The sequence below is a fragment of the Arthrobacter sp. Bz4 genome (assembly GCF_003075455.1).
Classification (GTDB): Bacteria; Actinomycetota; Actinomycetes; order Actinomycetales; family Micrococcaceae; genus Arthrobacter_D.
The window spans coordinates 172,832-188,330 of record NZ_QDAE01000001.1; the positions used below are offsets into that span (position 1 = coordinate 172,832).

Here is a 15,499-nt window from a genome sequence, read left to right on the forward strand (position 1 = left end):
CCACGGGCGGGACCTGCGGCAAAGCGGACAAGCGGGTCAACGGTGGACGCGGAGTGAGTCGTCCTGAATGGAAACCAGAAACGTTCCCAGCTGGTCGGTTCTGGCCACGGTAATCCCCGCCGCAGACAATCCGGCAGTGATAGTTGGGTGTGGATGCCCGTAGTCGTTATCCCGGCCAGCGGAAATCAGGGCGAGCCGTGGTTTGAGGGTGTGGGCCAGGTCGAGCCCACCGTTGCGGGCACCGTGGTGGGCTACTTTCAGGATCTGCACCCCCCGCTCATTGAGTCCGGGGCTGGCTCTCAACATGGCACGCGCCGCGTCCTCCTCCAGATCACCAGTCAGCAGGACGGCCACATCGGGGGCGGCGTCAGTGTCGATGACGACGTCAAGCACAGCGCTGGAATTATTCTCGGAATCTATTGGTGCTCCGGCCTCTGGCCAGAGCACCGTCCAACTGACGCGGCCATAGGAGCCACCGTCGCCATGTTCTCCAGTCATGCCGGCAATGAGCCGCTCGGGTGATACCTGTTGCGCAGGGACCGCGGTGACAGTCGTGGGAAGTGCCGGTTCTGAGGAGGAGTACAGGATTCTCTGCACCGTCCTGTCCCTCGACACTCCTTCGATTCCACCATAGTGATCGGCATGAAGGTGGGTCAGCACGAGCAGTTCCACGGTGTCGACCGCCAGCCGGTCCAGACAAGCGTCGACGGCGTCCGGTTCGGGGCCCGTATCGATGAGGATCACGCTACGTTCGCCGGTCCGGACAGCGAAGGCGTCGCCCTGCCCGACGTCGCAGGCAGCAATGTGCCAGGTTCCATTGTCTGGTCTGCCCGGGGGCCACAGGGTGACGGCGGCAAGGCCCGCCACACAACCTACCGCAAGCCACAGCAGGGCACCGATCCTGCCGTGACCGGAATGGGCTTCGCTCCGGTTTGACCCGCGTGAAGGGTTCACCTTCGTCGACCTGCCTGGGCCGGGAGTAACAGTCCGGCGCCGGGGGCTGAAAGTCACCGCCAGCACGATTGCCGCCGAGAGCATTCCGGTGAGAATCACTCCCACCGGACCGCCTACCCACGGCAGGGTCGCCCCGGGCGCCGAGGCGAAGAAGGTTGCAACTGCGCCTACCCACGCTGTACCCCAACCGGCCGCCAGGACCAGGGGTACCGCCAGCGGTTCCGCGACGGCGATCAACGCGACAGCCGCCATCCCCACGATGGTGACGAACGGTACCACCGGGCTGGCTGCGAGGTTCGCCGGAATCGAGTACAGCGGGAGAGTTGGCTGCAACAGCGTCAGGATCGGCGCGCAGAACAGTTGCGCCGCAATCGGAACAGCGACGAGCTGGGCGACCAGCAGCGGCATGAAACGGCTCAGCCTCAATGCCAGTACCGGACCGAACAGGATCAATCCGGCCGCGGCGGCAACGGACAGCATGAACGCGAAGGAGGCGTGCAGCCAGGGATCGATGGTAAGGAGGACCACCACGGTGAGCAGCAAAAGTGCCAGCGGCACTTTCCCTCGCCCGGATAGCACCGCAGCAACTCCGATGCCGCCCATCAGCGCTGCGCGCAACACACTTGGCTCGGGTCGAACCAGGATGACGAAACCAATCAGTGCAAGGATGCCCAGGACCGCCGACGGGAGTCGCGGCAGTCTCAGAGCGCGGGCACCGAGGAAAACGAAGGCCAACAGGTAGCTGCAGTTGGCACCGCTGACCGCTGTCAGGTGGGTCATCCCGGTGGTTTGCATATCTGCTGCCAGACTTTCGTCCAGTGTGCTCCGGTCGCCGATGACCATGCCTGGCAGCAGCCCGCCCTCCCCCGTCAGCCGGGAAGAAAGCTGCGAAAAGTCAGTTCTTAATTCGGCTGGAACGGTAGTCCAGCCGGCAGGCGAGGTCACCTGCGGGCTGGTCGCGGCGATGAGCAGTGCGGCTGCCCGGTCGCCGGGTTTGGTGGGTAGCAGGCGCCCGGCCGTGCGCACCGAGTCAGACGCGGCGACCGGCTGCCAGGACGCCGGGCCAATCACCACCACCGGCGTACCCGCCGTGAACCTGACCCCGTCAAGCGTTCCAGCCGTCAACGTCCCTTCCACCATAAACCGGGAGGATCCGGTAAACCGGTCGGGGCTGATCATCACTGCATCCGACGTCGCGTGCACAACAGCGGTGATCGCGGACTGCTCCTGGACCGCAGTCGATACCGGGCCGGAGGTCCGTGCGGCAAGGCTGGCTGAGGCGGGCGCGCAGACCAGGGTAGCGATGGCCAGCGGCACCACACAGGGTACCGCCACCCGCCTGACTCTGCCCGATGCAAGGCAGCCGATCACACTGCAAAGGGCCAGAGTCGCCAGCACAACGGCGCCGAGCAGTGCGGAGGAGGCGTCCAGCCGGGTCACCCCTGCTGCCGTGATCCACGCCACCGCGGCGGCAGGCAATAACCGTAAGTCCCGGTGACGGGGTTCGATAACGGCTGTTCGGGTGTCCCTACCCCGCTTCTCCCGCAGAAACTTCTTCCGCCAGCTCGCCAGCGGGCCGATCGGTGTGCTTCGACTGCGCGCCGCCGTCAGTGTCGCTGCCGCACGGCCCGCTATAGTGCCGCTCACAGGGACGCTTGCCACAGGGTCGGTCGCAGCAGCACCGCACACCACCGGTGCGTCGCCTGTCTGGGCGCCCCTTCGGGCGTCCGCCCCCTCCGTCGCGGCCCGGACATACCTCGTCCAGTTGTGCCGTGGTCTCATGACCTCGACCATGACCTAGACCATGACCAGTGGGAGAAGTGCAGCGAGCATGGCCTCACCGATGCCTGGCACTGCGTCGAGATCTTCGGGCCGGGTGAACGCCCCGTGTGCGGCACGCCATTGGACGATCCGCTCTGCCAGCACCGGGCCAATCCTCGGAAGTGTCTCCAGTTCGACGACTCCAGCCGTGTTGATGTTCACCGGGGCCGCCGGGCCAGTGGAACCCAGAGGATTCGCGGGCGACCCGCCGTTGGCTGCGCCATCGGGCGCAACCGGAGCCGGGGTCTCGCCCTGCAGGGGTACGCGGATCTGCAGACCATCCTGTATCTGAGCGGCCAGGTTGATTGCGGCGAGATCGGCGTCGGGGAGTGCTCCCCCGGCCTGATCGATCGCCTCAAAGACGCGGGATCCTGAGGCGAGTTCAACAATTCCGGGACGGGTCACCGCCCCCGCAACATGGACGAACAGACGTTCGGAGGCTGCCTCCTCCCCCGGCGGCGGAGCCCCTGAGCGCGGTGCTCCAGCTGGCTGCGCCCCGGCAGGCGGTGCACCCGAGGATGGTGTTCCCGAAGACAGTGTTCCCGAAGACAGTGTTCCCGAGTACGGTGCACCTGACGGCGTGGGTTTCGATGAGGCTGGTGCACCTGACGCGTGGGCCGGAGGTGCCGGCTGCCCGGCCAGCGGACTATCCAGCGCTACCGAGGTGATTTCCGGTGCCGGCCCGCCCCGGAACAGGAAAAGCCCGAAGGCGATCGCAAGTGCCAGACCAAGCACCACGAAGGATACGCCACGACCGATTGCCCACCGGCGCCCACTGTCGGCTGGCGGACCGGGCGGGTCTAAAGCCTCGAAATCCTCGTATCCCTGGGAGGGATCAGCAGCCCCGATCGGATCCTGTCGACACCCCAAAGCGCCGCGGGGCGGTGGGCTGGTTGCCCAACGATGTCTGGCCATGGGTCGAGCCTAGGATTTACCGCCAGGGGAAGGAGACCGGACGGCTGCGTATGTGGGTAAACCCAGTAGCAGTCAGTCGGGAGTGGACGGTCCAGCGTCGCCGTCGTCGTCAATCCGCCCTGCCACGGCGATAGCGATGACTCCCAGTCCGGTGTGGGCAGCCAGCACTGCCGGGAGTTGCGCCAGGACTGTCCGAACTTCGGGGTGGCGCTCCTGGAGGTTCAGTGTCAGCTCCTGCACCTGGGATTGATTGCCGAAGTAGTGGAAGGCGACCACGGCACCGGGCCTCCCGGCAAGGTCCGCTTCCACCAGGTCCAACAGGCGGGCAATAGCCTTGGGCAGGGACCTCACCTTTTCGAGCGGCAGGATCCGTCCCTCCTGCACACTGAGGATCGGTTTCACCGACAACAGTGTTCCCAGCATGGACGCTGCCGTGCCAATCCGGCCCCCTTTACGAAGCTGCTCCAGGCTGGGTACCAGAAATCTGAGCGTCGACGAATCACAGACCGCGCGCGCTACCGCTGACGCCCCAGCAAGGTCGACCCCGTCACGCGCAGCCGCCTGGGCCGCCGCCACCCCGAAACCCATCGCCATCCCGACCGTCCGGCAGTCGAGCACCTCCACCGGGATGGAGACGGCCGCCGCCGCCCAGCGCGCCGCGTCGGTGGTCCCCGATAGGTCGCCCGAGAGGTGCACCGAGAGGATTCCCGTCGCTCCGTCGGCTTCGAGCCGCCGGTAGACACTCTCGAACTGGCCCGGCGACGGCCGGGACGTGCGCACCTCGGCGCCTTCGGCCAACGCCACCGACAGCGGCCCGGTCAGGTCGTCCGTGCCCTCACCAAAGATTCGTCCGGCGATCATCACCGGCATGGGCACGACGACGACGCCACGCGCGGCACCCCCGGCTGCCAGCCACTCGGGCGGTATGGCCGCGGCCGAGTCAGTCACCACAGCGATGCGGGACGGTGCGGCGGCCTCCTGCGCGGCACGGGTTCCCGACGGACGGACCCACAGTCGCTCCAGCCACCTCATCGAGTACCAGGCCGCAGAACCGGTTTTTGCCGGCGTCCGTGGTGGCTGTTCCGAGGCCGACGGGCGTGGTTCAGCCAACGCCGGACCACCCTGTCCTGCTGGAGACTTCACTGCTTTGTCGGCCCGCATGGGTTACTCCGGAACGATGTTGACCAGCTTGGGAGCCCGCACGATGATAGTCCGGATTCCTCTGCCGTCGAGGGTTTTCTGGATCTGGGGACTGGCCAGGGCCAGTTCCCGCAGTGCGTCCTCGGTGATGTCCGGGGACACCTCCAGCCGGTCACGGACCTTGCCCTGCACCTGCACGACGGCGACCACTGTCTCCTGCACCAGCAACGACTCGTCGACGGCAGGCCATCCCGCTGTCGCCACCGAGGCTGGGTGTCCCAGCCGGTTCCACAGGTCCTCCGCGGTGTAGGGGGCGAACAGGCTCAGGATGATCGCTACCGCCTCCGTGGCTTCGCGGACAGCCGGATCGGCGCCCCCAACACCCGAGTCGATGGCCTTGCGGGTTGCGTTGACCAGTTCCATCACGCGGGCGATGACCACGTTAAACTTGTTCCCCTGCAGCAGCGTGGCGCTGTCCGCGACGGTCCGGTGCGTGACCGACCGCAGCGCGCGGTCGCCGCCTGAGACGTCGACGTCGGGCACACTGGTCACGTCCTGACCGAGCCGCCAGGCACGGGCCAGGAACTTCGACGAACCCGACGGCGACACATCGGCCCAGTCGACGTCGTCCTCGGGTGGGGAGGCGAACACCATGGTCAGCCGGATGGCGTCAACGCCGAACTTGTCTAGCTGCTGGCTCAGGTCAACGCCGTTGCCGAGCGACTTGCTCATGGCCTTGCCGCCGTTGAGCACCTGCCCCTGGTTCAGGAGCGCCGAGAACGGTTCGGTGAACCCGATCAGGCCCAGGTCGAACAGCACCTTGGTGAAGAAGCGGCTGTACAGCAGGTGCAGAATGGCATGCTCAACGCCGCCCACGTACTGTCCGACGGGCAGCCAGCGGTTCACTGCGTCGGTATCGAACGGCGCGTCGGTGGTGTCAGGGGATGCGAACCGCAGGAAGTACCAGGAGGAATCGACAAAGGTGTCCATCGTGTCGGTGTCCCGCTTGGCGGGCCCGGCGCACTGCGGGCAGGGCACATTGACCCAGTCCTCGACGGCGGCGAGCGGCGAGGTCCCCTTCGGGGACAGGTCGCCGCCGCGCAGGTCTTCCGGCAGCGTGACGGGCAGCTGGTCGTCGGGGACCGGCACTTCGCCGCAGGTGGCGCAGTGGATGATCGGGATCGGGGTGCCCCAGAATCGCTGCCGGGACAACAACCAGTCGCGCAACCGGTAGTTGACCGTGTGCTCGCCGGTGCCGTGCTCGGCGACCAGATCGATGGCGCGGGCAATGGCTTCGTCCTTGCCCAGCCCGTCCAGCTCACCGGAGTTCACCAGGGTGCCGTCGCCGGTGATGGCGATCCCCGACACCGCCGGATCCTCGGCACCGGTGTCCACAACCATTCGGACCGGCAGCTCGAAGGCGCGGGCGAAGTCTAGGTCGCGCTGGTCGTGGGCGGGAACGGCCATAATGGCGCCGGTGCCGTAGTCGGCCAGCACATAGTCGGCGGCCCAGACCGGCAGCTTCTCCCCATTCAGGGGGTTGATCGCCCAGCGGCCGGTAAACACGCCGGTCTTTTCGCGCTCGGTCGACTGCCGCTCGATCTCCGACAGGGACTTGATGCCCTCCCGGTATTCTTCCAGCTCGGCCCGGTGGGATTCGGTGACCAGGTCCAGGGCCAACGGGGCGTCTGCCGCCACCACGAAGAATGTGGCGCCGTGCAGCGTGTCCGGCCGGGTGGTGAACACGGGAACGCTCTGGGCCGGCTGCCCGTCGGCCTCTTCGATGACGAAGTCGACGTGGGCACCCTCGGAGCGACCAATCCAGTTGCGTTGCATGGCCAGGACCCGCTCGGGCCAGTGACCCCGCAGCTGGTCCATATCGTCCAGCAGACGATCCGCGTAGTCGGTGATCTTGAAGTACCACTGGTTGAGGCTCTTCTTGGTGACTGGGGTGCCGCAGCGCTCGCAGGCGCCGTTGACTACCTGCTCATTGGCCAGCACCGTCTGGTCTTTCGGGCACCAGTTGACCGGCGAGTTTTTCCGGTACGCCAGACCCTTTTCGAAGAAGCGCAGGAACAGCCACTGCGTCCACTGGTAGTACCCGGGGTCGGACGTGTGCAGCCGACGGGACCAGTCAACGCTGATCGCGTAGCGGCGGAACGAGTTGGCCTGCGTCTCGATGTTGGTATAGGTCCATTCGGACGGGTGAGCGTTGCGCTGGATGGCCGCATTTTCGGCGGGCAGCCCGAACGAGTCCCAGCCGATGGGGTGCAGGACGTCGAACCCCTGCTGCCGGTAGTAGCGGGCGACGACGTCGCCCATCGCGAACGCCTCGGCGTGCCCCATGTGCAGGTCGCCTGAGGGGTACGGGAACATGTCCAGCACATACCGGCGCTCCCGTGAGCCGTCGTCGGCTGGCTTGAACGGCTGGAGCCGGTCCCACTCCGCGGGCCATCGGGCTTCGATGTCAGCGAAACTGTAGGTGTTCTCGTCCGGTTGCCCGGCGTCGGGTTGCGTGCTCACTGTTGTTGCCCTGTCCTCTTGATCAATTGCCCCTAGACACACAAAAGCCCCTCATCCAAGGAGGGGCATGCCGCACGGTTGACTGTGCGGCTAGCTAAGGAGTTGTACTACAGACATGCGACCACTCTAGCGCAGATTGGCGACGGCGACCTGGGGCGCGGGTTACGATGATCCTGGTACGCGCGCACGCAGGTCGCGCGCTGCCACGCCGAGGCGGAGTGCGCCCCCGGCTGATCGGCCACCGGCCCCGCAAGGGGAATACCACCTGATACCAGGAACCGATGACAGTGGCCCGTCACATTGTGAGGCACGATCGCATGACACAGCTCTTTCCCACAGCCGATCCCGCTCCCGCAGACCTGGGTGACGACGCCGTCGCGCTGGTCCGCCGCTGGCTGCACCTGGACGACGTCCGGCGCCCCGAACCGACAGTCACCCGTGGGTCGCGGTCGGCGCAGCTGCTCGCCGAGGTCCTAAAGGACGACGCCGGGCTGCAGTTCACACTGGGCTTCGTTGACCGGGTCATCCGTCCCGAAGACAACGCGGTCGCTGCACGCAACCTCTCAAAGCTGGCGCGGCAGACGCCGTCGTTCCTGCCCTGGTACATGCGCGGCGCCGTGAAGCTTGGCGGCGCGCTCGCCCCGACGCTGCCCGGCATCGTGGTCCCGGTGGCGCAGCGGGTGCTCCGCGAAATGGTGGGACACCTGATCGTTGACGCCCGCCCCCAGAAGCTGGGCAAGGCCATCGCCGGTTTGCGGGGCGAATCTGTTCGGCTCAACATTAATCTGCTCGGCGAAGCGGTACTCGGCCACGAGGAGGCAGACGCGCGCCTCGCAGGAACCAAGAAACTGCTGGCCCGCGACGACGTCGACTACGTCTCCGTCAAGGTGTCCTCGGTGGTGAGCACCATGAATCTGTGGGACTTCCACGAGACGGTGGAGCGGGTCGCGGAGCGGCTGCTCCCCCTGTACCGGTTGGCTGCCTCCTCCCCGGCGCCGAAGTTCATCAACCTCGACATGGAGGAATACCACGACCTTGACCTGACCGTGGCGGTCTTCAAGCGCATCCTCGACACCGGGGACCTGCTGCATCTCGAAGCGGGGATCGTGTTGCAGGCCTACCTGCCGGACGCGCTCGGCGCGCTGCAGGACATCACCGGCTGGGCCACCGAACGTCGTGCTCGTGGCGGTTCGGCCGTCAAGGTGCGGCTGGTCAAGGGCGCCAACCTGGCAATGGAACTCGTCGACGCGAAGGTTCACGGGTGGGAGCCCGCCACCCTGCCGTCGAAGGAAGCGACCGACACCAACTACAAGCGCTGCCTCGATTGGGCGTTGCGTCCGGACAACGCGGAGGCGGTCAGGATCGGTGTCGCCGGTCACAACCTGTTCGATATCGCCTTCGCACGCCTGCTCTCCTTGGCGCGCGGCGTGGAGGATCGCATCGAGTTCGAAATGCTGCTCGGGATGGCCGAGGAGCAGGCGGAGGAGATCAAGAAGGACGTCGGCTCGCTCCTGCTGTACACGCCGGTGGTGCACCCGGCCCAGTTCGACGTCGCCATCAGCTACCTGATCCGCCGGCTCGAAGAAAACGCGAGCCAGGAAAACTTCATGTCGGCTGTCTTTGAGCTGAACAAGAGTCCGCACCTGTTTGAGCGTGAGAAGCAGCGTTTCCTCGCCTCACTGGCCGCTGTGGATGCTGTGGTGCCGGGTCCCAACCGGGCGCAGAGCGTTGACCGGTTCGTGGAAACTGCACCCGGCGAGTTCGCCAACCAGTCCGACTCCGACCCGTCGCTGCCCGTCATCAGGGACTGGGCCACCGAGATTCTCCAGCGGGTTCCGGAGTCAACCCTGGGGGTTGAGTTGGTGGAAGCTTCCTGGCTGGACACCAACGACGACGTCGAGCGCACCATCGCTGCGGCCCTTGCCGGCCAGCAGGAATGGGCGTCCCGGACCGGAGCCGAACGGGCCGGGGTACTGCGGAACGCAGCGGCCCGGCTCGCAGCGATCCGTGGTGACCTGGTGGAAGTTGCTGCCAGTGAGACCGGCAAGACGGTTGCCGAGTCCGATCCGGAGATTTCCGAGGCGATCGACTTCGCCAACTATTACGCACTGCTCGCCGAGGAACTGGACCAGGTGGAGGGCGCCGAGTTCGTGCCTGCACGCCTGACGGTCGTCACGCCGCCGTGGAACTTCCCGGTGGCCATCGCCGCGGGGTCGGCTCTGGCACCGTTGGCGGCGGGCAGCGCCGTCGTCGTGAAGCCTGCACCGCAGGCCAAGCGTTGCGCGGCAGTGCTGGTCCAGGCGTTGTGGGACGCAGGGGTGCCCCGCGAGGTGCTGCATTTCGCGGATGTTGAGGAGGGGCCGGTGGGGCAACACCTCATTTCGCATCCGTCGGTGGACCGGGTCATCCTGACCGGTGCCTACGACACCGCCAAGCTGTTCCGCAGCTGGCGCCATGACCTGCCGCTGCTCGCGGAGACCAGCGGCAAGAACGCGTTGATCGTCACTCCGAGTTCGGACCTCGATCTTGCCGCGGCCGATGTCGTCAAGTCCGCGTTCGGTCATGCCGGGCAGAAGTGCTCGGCCGCGTCGCTGGTGATTCTGGTGGGTGCGGCCGGGAAGTCGGCGCGGTTCCGCAACCAGCTGGTTGACGCAGTGGCGTCGCTGAAGGTTGGTTACCCGGAAGATGCAGCCACCGAGATGGGCCCTGTCATCGAGCCTGCTGAGGGGAAACTGCGCGACGCGCTGACTACCCTTGGCGAGGGTGAAACCTGGCTGGTCAAGCCGAAGCAGCTCGACGACACGGGTCGGCTGTGGAGCCCCGGCGTCCGCGCTGGAGTGAAACCGGGCAGCTACTTCCATCTCACTGAATTTTTCGGTCCGGTCCTCGGGGTGATGCACGCGGACTCGCTCGCACAGGCGATCGAATGGCAGAACGCCAGCCCCTACGGGTTGACGGCAGGCATTCACACCATGGATGGCGATGAACTCGCCCAGTGGCTGGACGCTGTCCAGGCAGGCAATCTGTATGTGAACCGCGGCATTACCGGTGCAATTGTTCAGCGCCAGCCGTTTGGTGGCTGGAAGCGTTCGGCTGTCGGGCCGGGCGCAAAGGCTGGTGGCCCCAACTATTTGATGCACCTGGGCAGCTGGAACCCCGTCGAGCTGCATCCCGGGAACGTTCATGCTCCGTTGAGTGGGCCGGTGCGGGATCTGCTACACGCAGCCGATATCCCCGCCGTCGACCAGGGGTTCCTGGCCAGGGCGACCGCGGACGATCAGCGTCATTGGGTCAGGTCCTTCGGTGCCAATCGCGACGTGTCGGACCTCGGGGTGGAACGCAATGAGTTCCGTTACATTGCCGGTGCTGTGACGGTGCGGCTCAACGAGGCTGGCACCCTCGCTGGTTTGGTCCGGGTCCTCGCTGCCGGCCTGCGTGCCGGTGCCTCTCTGCGGGTTTCGACGGCTCACCCGCTACCGCCGGCTCTCACAGCGGCGCTCTCGGCGCACAACATTGAACACGGCGTGGACGACGACGCCGCGTGGCTGAAGCACGCACCCACGGCTTCCCTTGGCCGGGTTCGGCTGATCGGCGGCGGCTATTCGGAACTGTGCGCGGCCACCGACGGGGATCCGGATGTTGCCATCTACGCCGGACCCGTCACAGAGTCGGGTCGGATCGAGATGCTTCCGTTCCTGCACGAGCAGGCTGTCAGCATCACAGCCCACCGGTTCGGCAACCCGGACAGCGTGTCGCACACGGTGCTCGGCTAGCGGATTCGTTCGCGCTAGACAGCAAGGATCGATTGTTCCGGGCCTGGGAATGACTCATTCCCAGGCCCGGAACAATCCATCTGAGGCATCCGCTGGTAACGACGGCGACCACAATGCCCCGGCTCCTGTCGATCGTGGCGGACCTTTCCCTGCTGTTGAGGGGGCCTCCGCGGTTACTGCTCGGCCGCGTTGCGCAGAATGGCAGCAATCTCCTCGAAGCCTAGGGAGGTAGCGTGCTGCAATGGCGTCAGACCATCGCGCTGGGAAGGGAGCCTCACATCGGCGCCGCCTTCGACGAGCAGCCGCACGGTCTCCACATACCGGGGCGAGCCATCGCCGAAGATGATCGCCTCGTGCAGCGCGGTCCAGCCCGGAATGTTGACGTGGTTGACTGAGACATCGGTCTCCAGCAGCCTTCGAACCACGTCCGCGTGGCCACGCTCCGCGGCGCGGATCAGAGCGGTGCCGTTGAAGCTGTCGCGAGCGTCGACGTCCGCGCCGTTACGCAAGGTCAGGTCCAGCAGCTCGAGGTAGCCCTCACTCGCTGCGATCAGGAAAGCGCTCTGTTCGGTCTCGTCCTCGTAGTTGACGTCAGCGCCAGCTGCGATGAGCCGGCGAGCTTGGTCGACGTCGTTGTCCCAGGCCACCCCGATCAGGGTTTGATTCAGCGCGATCAGTTCGCCGGGGGCGAGCGTCTTGGACGTAGCCGATCGGCTGCTCGGGGAGACCCCCGCAGCAGACTCCGTGGTTGGCGGCGACGGGCTGGACGGGCTCGACGGGCTCGACGGGCTGGAGGCACTCGCGGACCCGGAAGGCGTCAGTTGGGCCGGACCGGTCACCTCGCCGGGGTCGGTGCAACCGGTCATCAGCAGCAGTACGGCCAAAACACCGCCTGGCACAAGGGCCCTCACCGGGACGCCTGTCGCGGAGCCACCGGGGTGGCACACCAGAAAATCAGCGGAGCCATTACCATGCTTGCAAGCATACCCGAGCCATGAATCGGCCCCCCGTAGGCAGGTCCGACCGGGATCCGGCAACAATCTGTCCAGTCCAGTTCATGATTTCGGCCGTCAGGAGTCCCCCGGCATGCCGTCGGTCAGGAAGAGTCGGACCTGTTTACCTGGAACCATGCCTGGCCTCGCTATCAGTCGTCAGTGGAGTGTGTATGTGCTTCGCGTCACCGTTCAGCCGCGTGCTTCCGCGTAGCGCGGTGCCATGGATTCCATCTGCTCCATGACTAACTTGATGGCGGCCGGTTGCTTGTCGGGTGGATAACCGTTCTTCACGAGCAGCCGTTTGATCGAGGAGCGCAGCTTCGCCCGGACGTCGTCGCGCACGGTCCAGTCGGTCCGCACGTCCCGTTGCATCACTGCCACGAGGTCTCGGGCGATCTGCGCCAGGATCCCCTCGCCCTGCACCTCCACCGCTGACTCATTTTGCGCCACCGCATCGTAGAACGCGAGTTCGTCCTCGTTGAGCGGTGGAGAGAACTTCGCGCCACGCGCAGCCTCGGCAGCAACTTCCTTTGCCAGCGCGACCAGCTCGGCAATGACCTCGGCCGAGGTGAGTTGCTGGTTCGTGTACCGGTTCATCAGTTCAGTGATGCGTTCCGAGAAGGCACGCTCACGGATCACGTTGTTGCGGGTGGTCTTCGCCGATTCCTCGGCCACCAGCTTCCGCAGCGCCTCGATGGCAAGCTGCGGATTCCGTGCCTGCTGCGTCTTCGCGATGAACTCAGGGGTCAGGTCGCCCAGTGACGGCTTGGGCATCCCTGCGGCTTCGTAGATGTCGAGGATGTCCCCGGTGGACGTCGACGTCGCGATCAGGTCCCCGAGCAGCCTTGCGATGTCCTCGGGCACCGGCTCCCCCCGGGACTGCCGGTCCGCGGCGTCAAACTTCGCCATGTAGACGCGGATCTCCTCGTAGACCTGGATTTCCGGGCGAAGCTCAGCAAGGTTCTGGGCCCCTGAACACAGGGCCCAGGCACGGGACAGCTGACTCGAGGCCTTCCGGTACCGTTCCGCCAGGGTCTGGGCGCCGTCGTCGGGTTGGTTCCCCGGGGTCAACGCGCTGCGCAGGTAGTTGACCGAGCCGGTGACAGCATTCTTGAAGGCCTTGGGGGTGCCCGCACGGTAGACGGCGCGCCAGTCGAACCCGGCGAGCATCTCACGCAGCATCTCCACCAGGGATTTGGTGAGCTCCACCGCCTCGTCGATGTTCTTTCCGATGGGCTTGCTCTGCTGGTCGGTCTTGGAATACTCCGCCAGTGCCTTGGCCAGGTTGTCGGCCAGCGGCGCATACGCCACCAGCAGCCCGTCCTGTTTACCGCGGAAGGTGCGGTTCACCCGGGCGAGCGTCTGCATCAGCAGGGCACCCTTCAGCGGCCGGTCCAGGTACAGGGTGTGCAGCGGGGGCGAGTCGTACCCGGTGAGCATCATGTCCTTGACGATCACTATCTCGAGTTCGTCGTCGACATTCCGCAGGCGTTCCTTGATGGTCGCGTTCGCCGAGTCCCGGCGCACATGGTCGACCACCGGGGGGACGTCCGACGGCGTGCCGGAGTACACCACCTTGATCTTGCCCTTGTCGAGGTCATCCGAGTGCCAGTCGGGGCGCAGCGCAATGATGGCCGTATACAGGTTGGCGCAGATTTCCCGGGTGCCGCCGACGATCATGGCCTTGCCGGGCGATTCGATGAACTGGCGCATCTTGCCCGAACGATTTTCCCAGTGCGCCACCAGGTCTTCCGCGAGGGCAGCGATGCGCTGAGGCGCCCCGTAGACCGCGTTTACGACGGCTACACTCGCCTCGATCCGTGCCCGCTCGGTGTCGTCCAGGCTCCGGGTGATGTCATCGGCCGCCTGGTCGAGGGTTTCCTCGGTGACGTCCTTGGCCAGCGCCACCTTGATCAGCCGTGGTTCGAAATACACGGGAACGGTGGCCCCGTCGTCGACCGCCCGGCTGAGGTCGTAGATATCGATGTACTCGCCGAACACGTCACGGGTGTTGCGGTCGTCGAAGGAAATGGGCGTTCCGGTGAACGCGATCAGGGTGGCCCGCGGCAGCGCGTCGCGCAGGTGGCGGGCGTAGCCGTCGAGGTCGTCGTAGTGGCTGCGGTGAGCTTCATCGACAATCACAATGATGTTCCGCCGGTCCGAGAGCAGCGGATGGTCCACGCCGGCGTCCTTCTCCCCCTGGCTGCGGCCGAACTTCTGCAAGGTGGTGAAGTAGATGCCTCCCGTGGTTCGGCTGGAGAGTTCCTCGCGCAGTTCGGCCCGGCGGCGGATTTGCTGCGGTTTCTCCGGGAGCAGGAGGCTCTGCGCAAAGGTCTCGTACAGCTGGCCGTCGAGCTCGTTGCGGTCGGTGATCACCACGATGGTGGGATTGAGGAGCTTGGGATGGCGGGTGACCTGGTTGGTGTAGAGCTCCATCTCCATGGACTTGCCCGAGCCTTGCGTGTGCCAGACGACGCCGGCCTTCCCGTTGCTTGCAACCGCTGTGACGGTGCTGCCGACGGCCTTGGAGACGGCAAAGTATTGGTGGGGCTTGGCGATGCGTTTGGTCAGCCCCTCCGAGTTTTCATCGAACGCGGTGAAGCTGCGGGTCAGCTGAACGAACCGCTCGAGACTGTAGAGGCCGTCGAGGGCTAGCTCCAGTTCGGTGACCGGCTCGCCGTCGACGAGGGCGTCGCGGGCCACAGGTTCGCCGTCGTCGTCGACATTCCACGGCGAGAAGTGGTTCAGCGGGGTGAACGGCGTGCCGTACTTGGCGAGGATCCCATCCGAGGCGAGGGTGAAGACGCAGAAGCGGAAGGCAAGCGGGAATTCGCGGAGGTAGGTCTGCAGCTGTGCGTGCGCGGCGGGTACATCGGCTGAGCGGCTCCCAGCCCTCTTGAGTTCGATCACGCTGACCGGCATGCCGTTGCAGTAGAGCACGACGTCGAAGCGTCGTTTGTAGTCGCCCTGCCGGAGTGTGATCTGGTTGACGGCGAGCCAGTCGTTGTCGTCAGCGTCGGCGCTGAGGACGCGGAGGGTGGGATTGTGTTCGGTGCCGTCGGTGTCGATGTAGCTGATGCCGCGGTAGCCGTCGGTCAGATAGGTGTGGATGCGGTGGTTCTCGGTGATGGCATCAGTTGACTTGGGTGCCGTGATCTCGGCGACGGCCTGCTGCAGGTACTGCTGCGGCACGGTCGGGTTGAACTTCCGCAGCGCTGCGAGCAACCGCGGCCGGATGAGCAGGTCATCCCAGGTGTCGCGCTCCCCTGATCCGGGTGCGATGGACTCACCAGTAACTGGTCGCCAGCCGAGATCGGCCAGCTGTTCCATGGCGAGGCCTTCCCAGAGCGCTTCGCTGAGACCTGTGGTTACTGTCAT

At 65.8% G+C, this 15,499-nt stretch carries 7 protein-coding genes; 1 reads left to right on the forward strand and 6 read right to left on the reverse strand.

Going from position 1 to position 15,499, the window contains the following annotated elements:
• Positions 1-36: 36 nt before the first annotated feature.
• The 4 genes from DDA93_RS00845 to leuS all read right to left on the reverse strand — a co-directional run bounded on the left by DDA93_RS00845 (position 37) and on the right by leuS (position 7,353).
• Complete coding sequence (locus DDA93_RS00845; protein WP_165802541.1) at positions 37-2,601, reverse strand: ComEC/Rec2 family competence protein; 2,565 nt, start codon at positions 2,599-2,601, stop codon at positions 37-39.
• Positions 2,602-2,751: 150 nt separating this feature from the next.
• Complete coding sequence (locus tag DDA93_RS00850) at positions 2,752-3,690, reverse strand: helix-hairpin-helix domain-containing protein (RefSeq protein WP_116777835.1); 939 nt, start codon at positions 3,688-3,690, stop codon at positions 2,752-2,754.
• Between the two features lie 72 nt (positions 3,691-3,762).
• Entirely contained in the window at positions 3,763-4,851 is a 1,089-nt protein-coding gene (locus DDA93_RS00855; protein ID WP_116777836.1) for a DegV family protein, read from the reverse strand.
• Between the two features lie 3 nt (positions 4,852-4,854).
• Positions 4,855-7,353 carry a leucine--tRNA ligase gene (gene leuS / locus DDA93_RS00860; protein WP_243400469.1) on the reverse strand — a complete coding sequence of 833 codons (2,499 nt, stop codon included), beginning with the start codon at positions 7,351-7,353 and terminating at the stop codon, positions 4,855-4,857.
• 317 nt (positions 7,354-7,670) lie between these two features.
• Between leuS and DDA93_RS00865 the strand changes: the two genes are divergently transcribed.
• Complete coding sequence (locus DDA93_RS00865; protein ID WP_243400470.1) at positions 7,671-11,126, forward strand: bifunctional proline dehydrogenase/L-glutamate gamma-semialdehyde dehydrogenase; 3,456 nt, start codon at positions 7,671-7,673, stop codon at positions 11,124-11,126.
• Between the two features lie 173 nt (positions 11,127-11,299).
• Here DDA93_RS00865 and DDA93_RS00870 read toward each other — a convergent pair whose 3' ends face one another.
• Positions 11,300-12,037 carry an ankyrin repeat domain-containing protein gene (locus DDA93_RS00870; protein ID WP_207771291.1) on the reverse strand — a complete coding sequence of 246 codons (738 nt, stop codon included), beginning with the start codon at positions 12,035-12,037 and terminating at the stop codon, positions 11,300-11,302.
• Positions 12,038-12,310: 273 nt separating this feature from the next.
• A complete protein-coding gene (locus DDA93_RS00880) occupies positions 12,311-15,499 on the reverse strand; it encodes a type I restriction endonuclease subunit R (RefSeq protein ID WP_116777838.1) in 3,189 nt (1,062 codons plus the stop codon).

Bases quoted from the DNA above. Each gene is read 5' to 3' on its own strand.
- DDA93_RS00850 (WP_116777835.1), bottom strand. From the start codon at position 3,690: ATGGCCAGACATCGTTGGGCAACCAGCCCACCGCCCCGCGGCGCTTTG.
- DDA93_RS00855 (WP_116777836.1), bottom strand. From the start codon at position 4,851: ATGCGGGCCGACAAAGCAGTGAAGTCTCCAGCAGGACAGGGTGGTCCG.
- DDA93_RS00865 (WP_243400470.1), top strand. From the start codon at position 7,671: ATGACACAGCTCTTTCCCACAGCCGATCCCGCTCCCGCAGACCTGGGT.
- DDA93_RS00880 (WP_116777838.1), bottom strand. From the start codon at position 15,499: ATGACAGTAACCACAGGTCTCAGCGAAGCGCTCTGGGAAGGCCTCGCC.